The sequence below is a fragment of the Paraburkholderia atlantica genome, from assembly GCF_009362785.1.
GTDB lineage: Bacteria > Pseudomonadota > Gammaproteobacteria > Burkholderiales > Burkholderiaceae > Paraburkholderia > Paraburkholderia atlantica.
Window position 1 is genome coordinate 140,491 of sequence record NZ_WHNQ01000011.1, and the last position, 18,149, is coordinate 158,639.

The following is an 18,149-nucleotide window of genomic DNA, read 5'->3' on the forward strand; positions in this document are numbered from 1 at the left end:
AGTGAATTCCGCCGTGTTTCACAACGCTTCGCTGAACGCGCATATAGAATGGCGTTTTCCCTAGCGTCTAACGCATCGTCCTGGAGATTTCTCAATGGCTAAGCCCGCAAAGCGCGTTGCCGTCACTGGCGCCGCAGGTCAAATCGCTTACTCCCTGCTGTTCCGCATCGCCAATGGCGACCTGCTCGGCAAGGACCAGCCGGTGATCCTGCAACTGCTCGATCTGCCGCAAGCGCAAGCCGCCGTCAAAGGCGTCGTGATGGAACTGGATGATTGCGCATTCCCGCTGCTGTCGGGCGTCGTGATCACGGACGACCCGAAGGTCGCGTTCAAGGACGCTGACATTGCACTGCTCGTCGGCGCGCGTCCGCGTTCGAAGGGCATGGAGCGCAAGGATCTGCTGTCGGCCAACGCCGAAATCTTCACGGTTCAGGGCAAGGCGCTGAACGAAGTCGCCAGCCGCGACGTGAAGGTTCTGGTGGTCGGCAACCCGGCCAACACGAACGCGTACATCGCAATGAAGTCGGCGCCGGATCTGCCGAAGAAGAACTTCACCGCAATGCTGCGTCTGGACCACAACCGCGCGCTGTCGCAACTGGCCGCCAAGTCGGGCAAGCCGGTCGCGTCGATCGAAAAGCTCGCCGTGTGGGGCAACCACTCGCCGACCATGTACCCGGACTTCCGCGTCGCAACGGCTGAAGGTCAGGACCTGACCAAGCTGATCAACGACGAAGAATGGAATCGCAACACGTTCATCCCGACCGTCGGCAAGCGCGGCGCGGCGATCATCGAAGCGCGCGGCCTGTCGTCGGCGGCATCGGCGGCCAACGCTGCGATCGACCACGTGCGTGACTGGGTGCTCGGCACGAACGGCAAGTGGGTCACGATGGGCATCCCGTCGGACGGCTCGTACGGCATCCCCGAAGACATCATCTACGGCGTGCCCGTGACCTGCGAAAACGGCGAGTACAAGCGCGTCGAAGGTCTGGCAATCGACGCGTTCTCGCGCGAAAAGATGGACGGCACGCTGCAGGAACTGCTGGAAGAGCGCGACGGCGTTCAGCACCTGCTCGGCTAAGCATCTGATGCCGATGAACCGGAACTCCGAAGCGTCAGCGCGGCGGGTTCCGGTTTTTTTCGTGCGAATGGCGCTGCGATCGTCGCCATTCGCCTCTGATTCGAACGTGCTTTGCCGTCGCCCGACAGCGCTCGCGCAGAGCGCGCCCGAATCCGACATCCCTAATCCTCACCACGCCCTACACGCCGAAGATGCGCGTTCTCACACCCGCCGAAGTGCTGTTTGAGGGCGAAGCGCCGCCCGCTGTGCTGCCCGCCTGCGATCACTACGCGGGCAGCGAAAAGCTGATGCTGAAGTCGCTCGCGTTACAGCAGCAACTCGGCCCGGCGTTCGATATCACGCTGGATTGCGAAGACGGCGCGCAAGTCGGCCGCGAGGCCGAGCATGCGGAACTGGTCGCATCGCTGCTGGGCAGCGAGCATGACCGCTTCGGCCGCGTCGGCGTGCGCATCCACGACTTCGCTCACACGCACTGGCGCGACGACGTCCGCCTCATTCTGCGCGCCGCCAAGCGGGCACCCGCTTACATCACGCTGCCGAAAATCCGCAATGTCCACGATGCCGCCGAAATGATCGCGTTCATCGAGGCGACGCGGCGCGAACTCGGCATCACGCAGCCAGTGCCGGTGCAGTTGCTGGTCGAAACCCACGGCGCGCTCACGCGCGTGTTCGAACTGGCCGCGCTGCCGGGCGTCGAGGCGCTGAGCTTCGGCCTGATGGACTTCGTCTCCGCGCACGATGGCGCGATCCCCGATACCGCGATGCGCTCGCCGGGCCAATTCGATCATCCGCTCGTGCGGCGCGCGAAGCTCGAGATTTCGGCGGCCTGCCATGCGTACGGCAAGGTGCCGTCGCACAACGTCAGCACGGAAGTGCGCGACATGAGCGTGGTCGCAAACGACGCGCAGCGCGCCCGCAATGAATTCGGCTACACGCGCATGTGGAGCATCCATCCGGCGCAGATCGAGGCGATCGTCGCCACGTTCGCGCCGCGCGACGAAGAAATCGCGACGGCCACCGAAATCCTGCTGGCCGCGCAGTCCGCGCATTGGGGCCCGACGCGTCATGGTGATACGCTGCACGACCGCGCGAGCTACCGCTACTACTGGTCGGTGCTGCGCCGCGCGCAGAGCACCGGCCGCGCTGTTCCGCAAGAAGCGACACCGCTCTTTGCGCAAGTGGGCGCTAACGGACAGTCTGTGGCATAAGCGACGCGTTTTTCAAACGGCAGCAGCGATGAGCCGGCACACAGGAGAAGGCGGAACATGAGCGAGACGACGCAAGCCGCTGACGCAACAGGCGGCAACGAAACGCAAAGCGGTTTCAAACCAAAGAAATCCGTCGCGCTGTCGGGCGTGACCGCGGGCAACACCGCGCTGTGCACGGTTGGCAAGACCGGCAACGATCTGCACTATCGCGGCTACGACATTCTCGACATTGCCGAGGCATGCGAATTCGAAGAGGTCGCCTACCTGCTGGTCCACGGCAAGCTGCCCACGCAGGCCGAGTTGACCGCCTACAAGACCAGACTGAAGTCGATGCGCGGCCTGCCCGCCAACGTGAAGGCCGCGCTCGAATGGATTCCGGCCGCCGCGCATCCGATGGACGTGATGCGCACCGGCGTGTCGGTGCTCGGCACGGTGCTGCCGGAGAAGGACGATCACAACCTGCCGGGCGCGCGCGACATCGCCGACAAGCTGATGGCCTCGCTCGGCTCGATGCTGCTGTACTGGTATCACTACTCGCACAACGGCAAGCGCATCGAGGTCGAAACCGACGACGATTCGATCGGCGGCCACTTCCTGCATCTGCTGCACGGCGTCGAGCCGTCGAAGGCGTGGGTCGACGCGATGCACGTGTCGCTGAACCTGTACGCGGAGCACGAGTTCAATGCGTCGACGTTCACGGGCCGCGTGATCGCGGGCACCGGCTCGGACATGTATTCGGCGATCACCGGCGCGATCGGCGCGCTGCGCGGCCCGAAGCACGGCGGCGCCAACGAAGCCGCGTTCGAAATCCAGTCGCGCTACCAGACACCCGACGAAGCCGAAGCCGACATCCGCCGCCGGGTCGAGAACAAGGAAGTCGTGATCGGCTTCGGCCACCCGGTGTACACGATCTCGGACCCGCGTAACAAGGTCATCAAGGAAGTCGCGAAGAAGCAGTCGAGGGAAGCGGGCAACATGAAGCTGTTCTCGATCGCCGAACGGCTCGAATCGGTGATGTGGGAAGCGAAGAAGATGTTCCCGAACCTCGACTGGTTCAGCGCGGTGTCTTATCACATGATGGGCGTGCCGACCGCGATGTTCACGCCGCTGTTCGTGATCTCGCGTACGGCCGGCTGGAGCGCGCACATCATCGAGCAGCGCATCGACAACAAGATCATCCGGCCGAGCGCGAATTACATCGGACCCGAGAATTTAAAGTACGTGCCGCTAAATAGGAGAAAATAGCGGTCGCTGTGCGCTCCACAGCGCGTGCAGTTCAACCCGCGCGGCCGCCGGACCGGTCGTCCGCGCACTGTTTAACTGATTTTGATAGAAAGGTTTTCTCCATGAAAAAGCTGATGATCGCCGCCATGATTGGCGCCCTGTCTACGACGATGCTGACCGTCGCGACTGACGCCGCTGCTGCGGACACGGCCACCACCACCACGAAGAAGGCCGTCGCCAAGCGCCCGGAGCCGCGCCGCCTGGTCAAGCGCAAGGCCAATCCGGTGAAGGAAGCAAAGGTCGATCCGATCCCGGAAGGGTCGGAAAAGTGGTCGTGCAAGGACGGTCTGGCTTTCGAAATGAAAGGCGACATGAAGCGTGACCAGATCGTCACGGTTCACTGGGCGAACAAAAACTACAACCTGCCGCGCGAAGCGACCACGACGGGCGCCGATCGCTTCCACGACGCAGCAACCGGGATGGACCTCGTCGTGATCCCGACGAAGGCCATGCTGTTCCAGGACAAGGACAGCTCGCGTCTCGCCGACGAGTGCAAGACGGTCGCGATGGAACAGGGCGCGCCGGCTGCAACGCAATCGAACGCGATCAACAAGACCGGCAACTGATTTTCGCCGCCAGGGAAGCCCCCGATGTCCGCTCCGATCTCCAACGTACGACCCGCCCCGGACGCCGTCCTGGTCGATATCGTCGACTACGTGCTGGATTACCGGATCGACAGCGCGCTCGCGCTGGAAACCGCGCGTCATTGCCTGATCGACACGCTCGGTTGCGGACTCGAGGCGCTTACCTACCCGGCCTGCACCAAGCTGATGGGACCGATCGTGGCAGGCACGATCGTCCCCAACGGCGCGAAGGTGCCGGGCACGTCGTTCCAGCTGGACCCGGTTCAGGCCGCCTTCAACATCGGCGCGATGATCCGCTGGCTGGATTTCAACGACACCTGGCTCGCGGCCGAATGGGGCCATCCGTCCGATAACCTCGGCGGCATTCTCGCGACGGCCGACTGGCTCTCGCGTACCGCCATCGCAGCCGGCAAAGCGCCGCTGACGATGAAAGACGTCCTGATCGCGATGATCAAGGCGCACGAAATTCAAGGCTGCATCGCGCTCGAGAACTCGTTCAACAAGGTCGGGCTCGATCATGTGCTGCTGGTCAAGCTCGCGTCGACCGCGGTGGTCGGCCAGCTGATCGGCCTCACGCGCGACGAGCTGATCAACGCGGTATCGCAGGCGCTCGTCGATGGGCAGGCGCTGCGCACCTACCGCCATGCGCCGAACACCGGTTCGCGCAAATCGTGGGCCGCCGGCGACGCCACCTCGCGCGCCGTGCGCCTCGCGCTGATCTCGAAGACCGGCGAGATGGGCTATCCGTCGGTGCTCAGCGCGAAAACTTGGGGCTTCTACGACGTGCTGTTCAACGGCAACGCGTTCCGGTTCCAGCGTCCGTACGGCTCGTACGTGATGGAAAACGTGCTGTTCAAGATCTCGTTTCCGGCCGAGTTCCACGCGCAAACCGCCGCGGAAGCCGCGCTCGCGCTGCATGCGCAGCTCGCGCGCGAAGGCCGGGGCGTCGAAGACATTCGCCGCGTGACGATCCGCACGCACGAAGCGGCAATCCGCATCATCGATAAAAAAGGCCCGCTGAACAATCCGGCCGACCGTGATCATTGCATCCAGTACATGATCGCGGTGCCGCTGATTTTCGGCCGTCTGACGGCCGCCGATTACGAAGATTCAGTGGCGCAGGACTCGCGTATCGATGCGTTGCGCGCGAAAATGGAATGCGTAGAAGACCCACAGTTCACGAAGGATTATCACGACCCCGAGAAGCGTTCGATCGCCAATGCACTGACGATCGAATTCAACGACGGGTCGAAGTTCGGGGAAGTAGTAGTCGAATACCCGATCGGTCATAAGCGCCGTCGTGAAGACGGTATTCCGTTGCTGGTCGAGAAGTTCAAGACCAACCTCGCGCGGCGCTTCCCGGTCAAGCAACAACTGGCGATTCTCGACGTATCGCTCGACCAGGCCAAGCTCGAAGCGACGCCGGTCAATGAATACGTCGATCTTTACGTCATCTAGGCTGAGTACTGTAGTTCCGCGATCCAAACCAAGGAAAACACCATGGCCCACAACCTCCACAAAACGCTCAAGGAATTCGACAGCGGTTCCGGCAAAGGCAAGTTCTACTCCCTGCCGCAACTCGGCAAGGCTCTGAACCTCAAAATCGACCGTCTGCCGGTCTCGATCCGTATCGTGCTGGAATCGGTGCTGCGCAACTACGACGGCAAGAAAATCGCCGAAGACCATGTCACGCAACTCGCGAACTGGAAGCCGAACGCGGCGCGCGTCGATGAAATCCCGTTCGTCGTGTCGCGCGTCGTGCTGCAGGACTTCACCGGCGTGCCGCTGCTCGCCGACATCGCCGCAATGCGCGGCGTCGCGAAGGCCGTCGGCAAGAACCCGAAGTCGATCGAGCCGCTGGTGCCGGTGGACCTCGTCGTCGACCACTCGGTGCAGATCGACCACTTCCGCGAGAAGAACGCGCTCGACCTGAACATGAAGCTGGAATTCCAGCGCAACAACGAGCGCTACCAGTTCATGAAGTGGGGTATGCAGGCGTTCGATACGTTCAAGGTCGTGCCGCCGGGCGTCGGCATCGTTCACCAGGTGAATCTCGAGTATCTCGCGCGCGGCGTGCACAAGAAGGCCGACGGCGCGGATACCGTGTACTACCCGGACTCGCTGGTCGGCACGGACAGCCACACGACGATGATCAACGGCATCGGCGTGGTCGGCTGGGGCGTGGGCGGTATCGAAGCCGAAGCCGGCATGCTCGGCCAGCCGGTGTACTTCCTGACGCCGGACGTCGTCGGTGTGCATCTGAAGGGCAAGCTGATCGAAGGCGTGACCGCGACCGACCTCGTGCTGACGATCACCGAACTGCTGCGTAAGGAGAAGGTCGTCGGCAAGTTCGTCGAGTTCTTCGGCGAAGGCACGCGCTCGCTGTCGGTGCCGGACCGCGCGACGATCGGCAACATGGCGCCGGAATACGGCGCGACGATGGGCTTCTTCCCGGTCGACGAAAAGACCATCGACTTCTTCCACGGCACGGGCCGCACGGACGCGGAAATCTCGGCGTTCGAAAACTACTTCAAGGCGCAGGAACTGTTCGGCATTCCGGCCGAAGGCGACATCGACTACACGAAGGTCGTCACGCTGGATCTCGCCACGGTCGCGCCGTCGCTGGCAGGCCCGAAGCGTCCGCAGGACCGCATCGAGATCGGCCACGTGAAGTCGACCTTCACCGACCTGTTCTCGAAGCCGGTCGCTGAGAACGGCTTCGCGAAAAAGGCCGCCGACCTCGACGCGCAGTACACGACGAGCAACGGCGTCAACGTGAAGAACGGCGACGTGCTGATCGCCGCGATCACGTCGTGCACGAACACGTCGAACCCGAGCGTGCTGCTCGCCGCCGGTCTGCTCGCGAAGAAGGCTGTCGAGGCCGGGCTGACGGTCGCTCCGCACATCAAGACCTCGCTGGCTCCGGGATCGCGCATCGTCACCGAGTACCTGACGAAGACCGACCTGCTGAAGTACCTCGACAAGCTCGGCTTCACGCTGGCCGCTTATGGCTGCACGACCTGTATCGGCAACGCGGGCGACCTGACGCCGGAACTGAACGACGCGATCACGAAGAACGACATCGTCGCGGCAGCGGTGCTGTCGGGCAACCGTAACTTCGAAGCGCGTATCCACCCGAACATCCGCGCGAACTTCCTCGCGTCGCCGCCGCTCGTCGTCGCATACGCGATCGCCGGCAACATCACGCGCGACCTGATGACCGAGCCGGTCGGCAAAGGCAAGGGCGGTAAGGACATCTACCTCGGCGACATCTGGCCGACCAGCGAAGAAGTCAACGCGCTGCTGAAGTACGCGATGGATGCCGACGCGTTCCGCAAGAACTACTCGCAGCTCACGAAGAAGGGCGACCTGTGGAGCAAGATCGAGGGCGAAGAGGGTCAGGTCTACGACTGGCCGAAGTCGACCTACATCGCCGAGCCGCCGTTCTTCGGCAAGGACTTCTCGATGACGCCGGCTTCGAGCATCGCGCCGGTGAAGGGCGCGCGCGCCTTGGGCATCTTCGGTGACTCGGTCACGACCGACCACATCAGCCCGGCAGGCTCGATCAAGGAAGACTCGCCGGCAGGCCGTTGGCTGAAGGAAAACGGCGTGCAGAAGGCCGATTTCAACAGCTACGGCTCGCGCCGCGGCAACCACGACGTGATGATGCGCGGCACGTTCGCGAACGTCCGTATCAAGAACCTGATGATCCCGGCGAAGGCGGACGGCACGCGCGTCGAAGGCGGCCTGACGATTCACCAGCCGAGCGGCGAACAGCTGTCGATCTACGACGCGGCGATGAAGTACATCGACGCCGGCACGCCGACCATCGTGTTCGCGGGCGAAGAGTACGGCACGGGTTCGTCGCGCGACTGGGCGGCCAAGGGCACGCAGCTGTTGGGCGTGAAGGCCGTGGTCGCACGCAGCTTCGAGCGGATCCACCGTTCGAACCTCGTCGGCATGGGCGTTCTGCCGCTGCAGTTCAAGGGCTCGGATAGCGTGCAGTCGCTCGGCATCACCGGCGAAGAAACGTACGACATCGAAGGCCTCGGCGACGACTTCAAGCCGCAACAGGAAGTCACGCTCGTGATCCATGGCAAGGACGGCGACAAGCGCGTTCCGGTGCTGCTGCGTATCGACACGCCGATCGAAGTCGACTACTACAAGCACGGCGGGATTCTGCCGTTCGTGCTGCGCTCGCTGCTGGCTGCTTAAGCCCCGCGGCAACGCATGTAGCCTCGCTGTTTTGCAGGGGCTGCGTCCTGTGGAGGGCGCAGCCGACTTTGGAGCCCGACCTCAGGTCGGGCTTTTTTTTGGGCTCTTCTCGGCGTGCCATGCAGCGTGCGGAGGGGACTCGAACCTGGCGCGAAGTTCGGCATCACGACAACGTGCCGCGCGACAACCTGCCCAATTTCTTCTTCGCGCGAAATACCTTACATTTTCCTTGAGGCGGCAAGAAGTTGAAGTAGTTGGAGTAGCCGCCGAGGGCGTCTTCGATCATGAGAAGACGTGTGTGGGATGCGTCTCACCCCCGGGCGTCAGCGCCGCGCTAGTGCACAGCGCACATATGACGGCCGCACGCCGTCGCCTGGCTGCGGCGCCCCGTGAGACGTGTCCTCCTGATGCAACGCAAGCTGACCGATGAAATTCACCTTGGAGGGAATGCCTTTGAATACTGACTCTGACTACTGCTATGTAAGCCGCTCGCGTGGCTTCGGTAAGAGCCAGCGAGCATCCCGCAGGACTGAACGGTCCTGATCGATACGTCTGAAGACGTGTCCTGTATGAAACGCGCCGGTACGCGATGTCCGGCGCGTTTGTTTTTCTGGTGCCCAACTCGACGAGAATGCACCGAGCCGGCGAAGGACGTGCAGCGTTCGGTGCGCCCCACCATCACTTCAACCCGAAATCGACCCGCGTCGTCGCACCCTTGTCCTTGATATCGTCGGCATTCATCTTCGGCGCGACGATAAACACGCGACTGCTGTCGATCTTGCCCTCCAGATACTGTTGCACGCTCTGCGCGCGCTGCTGCGCAAGCTGCCGCAGGCTCGCTTCGTCGATCGGCGCATTGGCCGCGAGCGCGCCCTTCATGTCGTCGTCCGGCAGCGTCTTCGTCATGCCGATGAAGTTGCGCGGCTTCTTGAAGTCGGAGGACTTGTAGGCCTTGGTCAGATACTTGTCGTAGTCTTCCTGATCGACCGTGATCGTCGACGGATCGACGCTCTCGCCATTACCCACCGCATCCTTGATCTTCTGCCGCTTGACCATCTGATCGACGTACCGCGTGCGCAGCGCCGGCTCGTCGACCTTCGGATCGACGCGGCCGATCAGGTCCATACGGATCGACGGCTTGTCGGTGAGCGCCTTCACGATCGTGTCGAGTTTCTGCTTGTCGGCGTCGGTCAGCGTGGCCGAGCCGGCCTCGAATTCGACGTAGCCGAGGTCCTCGCCATTGCCGCCGAACGCATGCGCGATCAGCGTGAACGGCGCGGTCACCGCCTTCTCGAGCAGATTGAGCACCGCATGCCAGATCAGCCCGCCGATGCTGAACTCGGGGTTCGACAGCGAGCCCGACACCGGCAGGTTCACGTCGATCTCGCCACGCGAGTTCTTCAGTAGAGAGATCGCGAAACGCACCGGCAGCTTGGTCGCGGTATCGTTGTCGATGTGATCGCCGAACGTCAGCTGATCGATAAACAGATGGTTGTTCGCGTTCAGTTGATCGTTCGCAAGCTGATAGTGCAGATCAACGTTGAGCTTGCCCTTCGTGATCGGATAGCCCGCGTATTTCGCCGAATACGGCGTCAGGTTGGTCAGCTCGATGTCGTGCGCGGTCGCGGTCAGATCGAGCGCCGGTTTCGCAATCAGGGGATTGACGGTGCCGCGGATCGTCAGCGGACCGTTGGCCGCGAGTTTTGCGGCGACGTCGACCGGTGCGGACGTGGTCGATTCCGTACCGAACGCGCCAATCGTGCCCTGAATGTCGACTAGGTTCGCCGTGTAGTTCGGCTTGATGAAGTTGTCGGTGTAGGTAACGCGGCCCTGTTGCAACACCAGTTGCCCGAAGTGCATCTTGACCGGGTTTTGTGACGGCGTTGCGGCCGTGGCGGCGGCCGCAGCCGCGGTGGTTGCCTTGCCCGGCGTTGCAGCCGACGCTGCCGCGACCGGCGCCGGCGCCGACGCCGCGACCGCCTCGGACACCGCCTCGGGCGTCAGCGGAATCGGGTGCGAACCGCTCTTGCTGCGCGTCAGCGACTGTGATGTACCGCCCTCGTGCGCGACCACATCCTTCAGGTTCAGCTTGCCTTGCGCGTCGAGCAGTACGCGGCCATAGAACTTCGAGAACGTCACGCGCCCCGCATCGACCGCGGTCCCGCCGTGCTCGTCGTAATCGGCCTTCAGGTTCGTCAGCGCAAGCGAGCCCCAGCCCGCGAACAGGTCGGACGTCGCCTTGTCGATCAGCCGCACGGCCACGAGCGCCATGTCGCCGCGAAAGTTCGCCTTCAGCGACTTCGCCTGGCTGACCGAGAGATCTCCGTTCGCATTCAGCAGCGCGCTCGCGAGCGACGCGTTCAGCTTGCTGCCGAAGTACGGCTCGAACGCGGCCGCGTCGAGCTGGTTCGCGTTGACCTTGACGGCCAGCTTCAGCGGCGTCGCGGTCACGTCGCCCTTCACGCCGAGCGAGCCCTTTTTGTTCAACGTCGCCTGCAGGTCGACCGGCAGCGGGCGGCTCAGGTCGTCGCTGATTTGCTGCACCTTCAATTGCACCGGCGTAAAGCTCAGCTTGACCGGCTGCGACGTCGTGTTGTCGGTGAACTCGGCGGTCGCGTCTTTGAGCGTCAATTCGCCGATCTTGTAGCGCCATGCCGGGCCCTCGGCCTGCGCTTTTTTCGCCGCGTGAATCGCCGTGCGCTCCGTCGCCTGTTGATGCGACCCCGCGAGCGAGTTCAGATTGATGGTGCCGTCCCTCAGGCGCTGCGCGTCGACCGCGAGGCCGGTTGCGGCCACGCTCGTCACGTCGGCGGTGCGCGCCGCGACGTCGACCTGCTTGACTACCACGTTGCCCTGCGCGAGCGAAATCACCGGCGTCTTGTCGCCGCGCGCCGCGAGCTTCACCGCCTGCATGTCCAGCTGCGTGTCCGCGACCATCAGCGCCATCGGCGACTTCGACCAGTTCGCGTCGATTTTCGTCGTGGCGGACAACGCACCGTCGAGCACCTGTGCGGACGTCGCGGTGTCGAGATACGGCTGCAGCGGCGGCAACTTCAGCGACTTCAAATCGAGCTTCGCGCTCGCCGTCTTCGCTGCGAGGCCGACCGTGCCATCAGCGGCGAGCGAACCGCCACCCTCCTTCAGGTTCGTGTTCAGCGTGTAGTGCGCCGGCGCCGCCGAGAGCGTCGAGAAATCGGTCAACGTAACCGCGAGATTTTGCAGACCGGCTTCGACCGGACGAGACGCAGCCTCGTCGTGTACTTTCACGGTGCCGTCGCTGAGCGTGAAACGTTTGATCGCGACGTCGAACGGTGGGGCCGCTTTTTCGGCGGCGGCGGTTTCGGGTTTGGTATTCGCGTTCGCGGTTTCCTTTGCCGCCGGTTTTTCCGGCGCGGGCGCAAACATATGCTCGACGCTCAATACGCCGTTCCTGTCGCGCGCGAGACTCGCGCTCGGCGCGTCGATGCGGATATCGTCGAAGTGATAGACGCTCCTCAACGGTTCGAGCGATGCAGCCGCCACATGCACCGTGCGCGCGGCGAAAAACGGCGCCTTGCCCTGATCCTGCACGTCGACATCGCTCAGGTCGACGGTGCCGGCCACGCGCAGCGACGGCGTATCGTTCGCCATCACGAAGTTCAGCTTCAGGTCGGTGGACAGCTTGCCCGACTGCACGATCACCGGCAGCTTCGACGGCGCATAGGACACCAGCTTCGGCACGTCGAGATCGTCGAAGCGCAGCGACACTTCCGACTCGCGCGACGCCGCGAACGGCTTGGTCCTGCCGTCGATCGCGAGCTGACTGTCGCCGTCGATGCGTGCGCGCAGCAGCGGCTCGACGAAGATATCGGTCTTCGACGGCAGCGTCGCGATGAACGGAATGCCGAGCTTCCATTGATCGATCACGTGGCTCGTGCCGAGCACGCGGTCGTCGAACTTGACCTGGCCGTTTTCGACGCGAATGTTGGAGACGGAGAACTGCGTCGGCTTGCTGTTCGGTGTTGCCGGCTGATTCGCGAACTTCTCGATCAGGTCGCTGAAATTGAAGTGCTGCGCATCGAGGCGAACGAGATGAAAGCGAGGCGAATCGACCTGCACTTCGTCGACGATCGGCGCGCCGCGAAACAGCGAACTCCACGACGGCTTCACGATGAGCCGCGAAATATCGACGAAGTCACCCGCGCCGCCGCGCTCGCCGATATGCACGTTGTCGGCCTCGAAACGCAGGGTGTACGGATTGAGCGCGATACGGCCGATCGACGCCGGCCGGTCGAGCTGCTTGCTCAGTTGTTGGCTCGCGATATGGCGAATCAGAGGCGGCGCCGCGAAAAAGCCGAGCAAGCCGATCACGACGACGAAGATCAACAGACCGACGAGAATTCGCCGCGTACGGTGCGACTGCGCGACTGCGCGCACAGTCTGAATGGAGGAGGCTAACGATGCTTTATTGAGGCTTGCCATGCTCGATGTGGAGGAATGCGGCGGCAAGCCCGCCGCGAAAAACAGAGATCCCGCAAGCGGCAGTATAAGTCTTGAATCAATGGTTAGACAGGAATGTCAGGCCCGCCTTCACGATTCGTGCTGCTGACTGACCGGCTTTCCCGCGAAGAATTCTCGCGAGCGTTAAATAACGAAACCGGACGGCGCGCGGTTTGCCCGCGCGCCGTTCACATCATTGCCGCACGACCGGCGGCGGCTGCCAGCTGCCGTCGGCGGCTTGCGGCTTCGGCGCATACAGGCGCAGCACCAGTTGCATATCCGCGCGCGGTGCGGGCAGCCAGTTGCCGGTGCGGCTGCGCGTCGACGACACGACCACGTCGAGCGAACCATCGCGATTGCGGCGCGCGCCATTGCGATCGCCAACCGCGAGCCGCGCCGGCGCGTTCTCGCTCAGCGCGCCATCCTTCGTGTACGCGGTGATCGTCCAGAATCCGCGCACCGGTGGCAGCTGGTTCGCCGCGAAGTGGATCACGTAGCGATTCGCGCCGTTCAGCGTGTTGCCGTCGCTGTCCTGCGTGACGACCGCGCGGACTTCGTCATCCTTCGTTCCGATCCCCAACTGCGCGCTCGCCGCATAGGCGCGCAATCCATAGTCGGGACCATAGTTGCCGACGGCGTCGCCGAACCAGCTCCAGCCGTTCGCGCTCAGCAGATTCGACGGCGGCGTCGCGACGCGCTCGCGACCGTCGGCGAGACCGGCCGCGAGCACATTGGACGACTTCGGCAGCTTCACGGGATCGCCAGGCGTCACGCCGAGGTCGGCGAGGAATTTGAGCGCGTGCGGATCGGCCGGTGTCGGCGGATTGTCAGGCAATGCGTCGGCAAGACGGCCGAAAAAGGCGCTCGCGTCGAGCGCGGCGACCTGCTGAGCCGGCGTGCGGCTCGGGCCCGCGACGCCGCTTGCGTAACCGCGCGGCGGCACCGCCGGCTCCGCGTCGCCGACGAACACGCTCAGCGGTTCAAGACGGATCGCTTGCTGCAGCTTGCGCACCGCGTTCAGATCGCGCGCGCCGCCGGACTGGATGCGCACGCTGATCCATGCGTTGCGGGTCGGCACCTCGACGCGCTTCGCGCCCTTCGGCAACTCGCCGTTCCAGCCCGGTGCGACGAACGCGATCGTCTGCGCGCGCAGGCCCTTCGCGGTGCCCGTGCCCGCGGCGAGCTGCGGCCCGGTCGACCAAGCGACGTTGGTCCACATGTCGAGCACGCGCGCATCGACGTAACGGCCATGTGAATCAGGTAGCGCGAGGATCACCGGCTCGGTGGCAAGGTCGAGCCAGCCGGTCGAGTCGAGCGTGTCGAGGCTCGGCTGCGGCGGGTTGGTCGCGCCGATCGGCGGCAGCGCCTGCGCGTGACGCAGCGTGTTGAACGGAGCCTGGCCCGGCTCGGTGCCGACCGCCGCATCGCGCGCGGCACTCATCAGCACGAGCGGATAGCCGAATACGTACGAGTCGGCGACTTCGTCCTTGACCCAGCCGTTGCTTTGTTGCGTGGCAGTGGGGGTCGACGCGCAGCTGGCCAGCAGTGCGAGACCCGCGAGCGATACGCAGGTTCGTTGCAGCAAAAACAGTTCTCGGAGATTTTTTATCATTCGTTCAGAGTGCGGAGCATGCAGTCCTATAGGAGATGCCGGTGTGCAGCGCCACGTGCATGCGCGGTTCTCCCGAAACACTGCGCAGCGAGTCCGCGGATTGCGATTCCGACAACCTCGCGTTGTATCGTATCCTTCCTAGCCAGGCAAGCACAAAGCAGCGTCGTTGCCACATTATGTTCCCGCGCCAACGGCTCGCGCGAGCGCGTCATGCTTTTTGATTTGCGGGTCCGTCGAACCGCCTTCTTGCCGATTCGCCCCCACTCTTTCGTCGTCCTGCATTCGGAGCGTTTCAATGTACATGCCCGCCCATTTCGAAGAGAACCGTCCAGAGGTTCTTCACCGCCTGATCGCCGAGCACCCGTTCGGCGCGCTGATTACGCACGGCCCCAATGGGCTCGATGCGAATCATTTGCCGTTCGAGGCGCAGGCGGACGCGGCGGATTCGTCACGACTGGTACTGCGCGCGCACGTCGCGCGGGCGAACCCGGTCTGGCAGGAAGCCGCGGCTAGTCCCGAAGCGCTCGTGATCTTCCAGGGGCCCACCGCCTATATTTCGCCGAGCTGGTACCCCAGCAAACACGAAACGCACAAGCAGGTGCCGACCTACAACTATATGGTCGTGCATGCACATGGCAGGATTGTGGTGCATGACGATGAATCGTTCGTGCGCGGCCTCGTCGCGCGGCTCACGCGCAAGATGGAAGCCGGCGAGCCGGTGCCGTGGAAGATGGGCGACGCGCCGGCCGACTACATCGCACAGATGCTCGGCGCGATCGTCGGTATCGAGATCGAGGTGACGCGCCTCGTCGGCAAATGGAAGCTCGGCCAGAACAAGGCGGCCGAAGACCGGCGCGGCGCGGCGCAAACGCTGCTCGCGCGCGACGGCGATCAACAGAAAGCGGTGGGACAGGCGATGCTCGATGCGCCGCCGGCGTTTTGACGGCGGCCGCATAATCCGGTCTTGACCTTCCCATCATGGGAAGGTCGATACTGGCTTCACCATGCGGCCCAATGCCGCCACGAGCCTTGCCTGCCATGACCGGACTTGCCAACCCGCAGCGCCCCGCCGACGCTGCCGCCTCATCTTCACCCACGCGCGTCGTCGAACTCGACATCGGCGGGATGACTTGCGCGTCGTGCGCGAGCCGCGTCGAAAAAGCGCTGACCAAGCTGCCGGGAGTGGCGCGCGCATCGGTGAATCTCGCAACCGAGCGCGCCCGCGTGGAAAGCGACGCGGCGCTCGCGCCTGAGCAACTGGCCGATGCCGTGCGCAAGGCCGGATACGAAGCGACACCGGTCGCGACCGCCGATGTCGCCGAACAGACAATCGCGACGCAAACCACGACACCCGCCGTCACGCCGCTAAGCACTGAACTGGAGATCGGCGGCATGACTTGCGCCGCCTGCGCGTTGCGCGTTGAAAAGGCGCTCGCGAAGGTGCCTGGCGTCGCGCGCGCGTCGGTCAATCTGGCAACCGAAACCGCCATCGTTCATCAGCAAGGCACCGCATCCGCCGATGCCGCCGCGCTGATCGCCGCCGTCAGGAAAGCCGGCTACGAAGCGACGCTGAGCGCGCCGCCTGCTGCTGTCGGTCCGGCCGAGACGACGGCAGCTACGGCCGCCTCGACTGGCGACGTCAGCGACATCGTCGACACGACGCCCACCCCCGCCGTCGACCGCAAGCAGATTCAAACCCGCCGCGACCTCGCGAGCGTCGTCGCGTCCGCGCTGCTGACGCTGCCGCTCGTCGCGCCGATGTTCGGCGAATGGTTCGGCCTGCACGCAATGTTGCCGGCGTGGCCGCAGTTCGTGCTCGCGTCGATCGTCCAGTTCGTGTTCGGCGCGCGCTTCTATCGCGCCGCCTGGCGCGCGGTGCGCGCCGGCGCGGGCAACATGGACCTGCTGGTCGCGCTCGGCACATCGGCGGCGTACGGCGTCAGCGTCTACGAACTCGCGGTGCATCCGGGCGACACGATGCATCTGTACTTCGAGGCATCGGCGGTCGTGATCACGCTGGTGCGCTTCGGCAAATGGCTCGAGGCACGCGCGAAGCGCCAGACCACCGACGCGATCCGTGCGCTCAACGCGCTGCGCCCCGAACGGGCGCGCATCCGCGACGGCGCGGGCGAACGCGAGGTGCCGCTCGCACAGGTGCGGGTCGGCACCATCGTGATCGTGCGGCCGGGCGAGCGCGTGCCGGTCGACGGCGCGGTGCTCGAAGGCCGCACACATATCGACGAAGCGCTGATCACCGGCGAAAGCCTGCCGGTGCCGAAGCAGACCGGCGACGCCGTCACGGCCGGCTCGATCAACGGCGAAGGCGCGCTCGTGGTGACGACCACCGCGATCGGCGCAGAGACGACGCTCGCGCGCATCATCCGACTCGTCGAAAGCGCGCAGGCCGAGAAGGCGCCGATCCAGCGGCTCGTCGACCGCGTCAGTGAGGTCTTCGTGCCGGCGATTCTCGCGCTCGCCGCGCTGACGCTGATCGGCTGGCTGATCGCCGGCGCGGGCGCGGAAACCGCGATCCTGAACGCGGTCGCGGTGCTGGTGATTGCCTGCCCGTGCGCGCTCGGACTCGCGACACCCGCCGCGATCATGGCCGGCACCGGCGTCGCCGCGCGCCACGGCGTGCTGATCAAGGACGCGGAAGCGCTCGAAATCGCGCATCGCGTGTCGATCGTCGCGTTCGACAAAACCGGCACGCTGACGCTCGGCCAGCCATCGGTCACGGCGTTCGAGCCGGTCGGCGGCATGGACCGCGACGAAGCGCTCGCGCTCGCGGCGGCGGTTCAGCGGCACAGCGACCATCCGCTGGCGCGGGCGGTAGTGCGCGCGCACGAGGCTCAACTCGGGCACATGGCCGGCGAACACAAAGGCGGCCCAAGCGCCACCGCCGCTCGCGCCGTTGCCGGCCGGGGTGTCGAAGCCGACGTCGACGGCCGCACGCTCGCGCTCGGCAGCACACGCTGGCTGCGCGAGCTCGACATTGCTCTGCCGCCCGCGCTCTCCGACCGCGCAAGGGAACTCGAAGCGGCGGGCAACACGGTGTCATGGCTGATCACGCGCGCGCCCGACTCCCCCGAAGCGCTCGCGCTGATCGCGTTCGGCGACACGGTGAAGCCGAGCGCGCGCGCTGCCGTCGCGCGGCTCGCGCAAATGGGCATCCGCAGCGTGCTCGTGACCGGCGATAACCACGGCAGTGCGGCGAGCGTCGCGCGGGCGCTCGGCATCGACGAATTCCACGCCGAGGTGCTGCCCGACGACAAGGCCCGCGTGATCCGCGACCTGAAGATGCGCCACGCCGGCATCGTCGCGATGGCGGGCGACGGCATCAACGACGCCCCCGCGCTCGCCGCCGCCGACATCGGCATCGCGATGGCAACCGGCACCGACGTCGCCATGCACGCCGCCGGCATCACGCTGATGCGCGGCGACCCGGCGCTGGTCGCCGATGCGATCGACATCTCGCGCAAAACCTGGCGCAAGATCCAGCAGAACCTGTTCTGGGCATTCGTGTACAACCTGATCGGCATTCCGCTGGCCGCGTTCGGCTTGCTCAATCCGATGCTCGCGGGCGCGGCGATGGCGTTTTCGAGCGTCAGCGTCGTCACGAATGCGCTGCTGCTGCGGACGTGGCGCACAGCGCCCGGTCGCGCGGTCGATCAGACGCGCTGAGCCGCGCA

General features: G+C 64.6%; 10 protein-coding genes. 8 read left to right on the forward strand and 2 right to left on the reverse strand.

What is annotated here, in order from left to right; all coding sequences use genetic code 11:
• The first annotated feature begins 94 nt into the window (after window positions 1–94).
• The 6 genes from GCT19_RS18015 to acnA all read left to right on the forward strand — a co-directional run bounded on the left by GCT19_RS18015 (window position 95) and on the right by acnA (window position 8,369).
• A complete protein-coding gene (locus tag GCT19_RS18015; protein WP_018438465.1) occupies window positions 95–1,078 on the forward strand; it encodes a malate dehydrogenase in 984 nt (327 codons plus the stop codon).
• Window positions 1,079–1,269: 191 nt separating this feature from the next.
• Complete coding sequence (locus GCT19_RS18020; protein WP_152852668.1) at window positions 1,270–2,286, forward strand: HpcH/HpaI aldolase/citrate lyase family protein; 1,017 nt, start codon at window positions 1,270–1,272, stop codon at window positions 2,284–2,286.
• Between the two features lie 57 nt (window positions 2,287–2,343).
• Complete coding sequence (gene prpC / locus GCT19_RS18025) at window positions 2,344–3,531, forward strand: bifunctional 2-methylcitrate synthase/citrate synthase (protein ID WP_152852669.1); 1,188 nt, start codon at window positions 2,344–2,346, stop codon at window positions 3,529–3,531.
• A gap of 101 nt (window positions 3,532–3,632) precedes the next feature.
• Window positions 3,633–4,136 carry a hypothetical protein gene (locus GCT19_RS18030; RefSeq protein ID WP_013092926.1) on the forward strand — a complete coding sequence of 168 codons (504 nt, stop codon included), beginning with the start codon at window positions 3,633–3,635 and terminating at the stop codon, window positions 4,134–4,136.
• A gap of 24 nt (window positions 4,137–4,160) precedes the next feature.
• Window positions 4,161–5,612: a bifunctional 2-methylcitrate dehydratase/aconitate hydratase gene (locus GCT19_RS18035; protein WP_152852670.1), complete on the forward strand. Its 1,452-nt coding sequence runs from the start codon at window positions 4,161–4,163 to the stop codon at window positions 5,610–5,612.
• 42 nt (window positions 5,613–5,654) lie between these two features.
• Window positions 5,655–8,369: an aconitate hydratase AcnA gene (gene acnA / locus GCT19_RS18040; protein WP_018438460.1), complete on the forward strand. Its 2,715-nt coding sequence runs from the start codon at window positions 5,655–5,657 to the stop codon at window positions 8,367–8,369.
• A gap of 678 nt (window positions 8,370–9,047) precedes the next feature.
• Here acnA and GCT19_RS18045 read toward each other — a convergent pair.
• On the reverse strand, window positions 9,048–12,830 hold the full coding sequence (locus tag GCT19_RS18045; RefSeq protein ID WP_152852671.1) for a DUF748 domain-containing protein: 3,783 nt from the start codon (window positions 12,828–12,830) through the stop codon (window positions 9,048–9,050).
• Between the two features lie 211 nt (window positions 12,831–13,041).
• Window positions 13,042–14,460 carry a DUF1254 domain-containing protein gene (locus GCT19_RS18050; RefSeq protein ID WP_193727414.1) on the reverse strand — a complete coding sequence of 473 codons (1,419 nt, stop codon included), beginning with the start codon at window positions 14,458–14,460 and terminating at the stop codon, window positions 13,042–13,044.
• Window positions 14,461–14,755: 295 nt separating this feature from the next.
• On the opposite strand from GCT19_RS18050, the gene GCT19_RS18055 reads away from it, so the two are divergent.
• A complete protein-coding gene (locus GCT19_RS18055; RefSeq protein ID WP_013092919.1) occupies window positions 14,756–15,403 on the forward strand; it encodes an FMN-binding negative transcriptional regulator in 648 nt (215 codons plus the stop codon).
• 95 nt (window positions 15,404–15,498) lie between these two features.
• Window positions 15,499–18,141 carry a heavy metal translocating P-type ATPase gene (locus GCT19_RS18060; protein WP_152852673.1) on the forward strand — a complete coding sequence of 881 codons (2,643 nt, stop codon included), beginning with the start codon at window positions 15,499–15,501 and terminating at the stop codon, window positions 18,139–18,141.
• The last annotated feature ends 8 nt before the right edge of the window (window positions 18,142–18,149 follow it).

Coding starts and splice junctions, on each gene's coding strand:
- GCT19_RS18015 (WP_018438465.1), top strand. CDS start 95: ATGGCTAAGCCCGCAAAGCGCGTTGCCGTCACTGGCGCCGCAGGTCAA.
- GCT19_RS18020 (WP_152852668.1), top strand. CDS start 1,270: ATGCGCGTTCTCACACCCGCCGAAGTGCTGTTTGAGGGCGAAGCGCCG.
- prpC (WP_152852669.1), top strand. CDS start 2,344: ATGAGCGAGACGACGCAAGCCGCTGACGCAACAGGCGGCAACGAAACG.
- GCT19_RS18030 (WP_013092926.1), top strand. CDS start 3,633: ATGAAAAAGCTGATGATCGCCGCCATGATTGGCGCCCTGTCTACGACG.
- GCT19_RS18035 (WP_152852670.1), top strand. CDS start 4,161: ATGTCCGCTCCGATCTCCAACGTACGACCCGCCCCGGACGCCGTCCTG.
- acnA (WP_018438460.1), top strand. CDS start 5,655: ATGGCCCACAACCTCCACAAAACGCTCAAGGAATTCGACAGCGGTTCC.
- GCT19_RS18045 (WP_152852671.1), bottom strand. CDS start 12,830: ATGGCAAGCCTCAATAAAGCATCGTTAGCCTCCTCCATTCAGACTGTG.
- GCT19_RS18050 (WP_193727414.1), bottom strand. CDS start 14,460: ATGATAAAAAATCTCCGAGAACTGTTTTTGCTGCAACGAACCTGCGTA.
- GCT19_RS18055 (WP_013092919.1), top strand. CDS start 14,756: ATGTACATGCCCGCCCATTTCGAAGAGAACCGTCCAGAGGTTCTTCAC.
- GCT19_RS18060 (WP_152852673.1), top strand. CDS start 15,499: ATGACCGGACTTGCCAACCCGCAGCGCCCCGCCGACGCTGCCGCCTCA.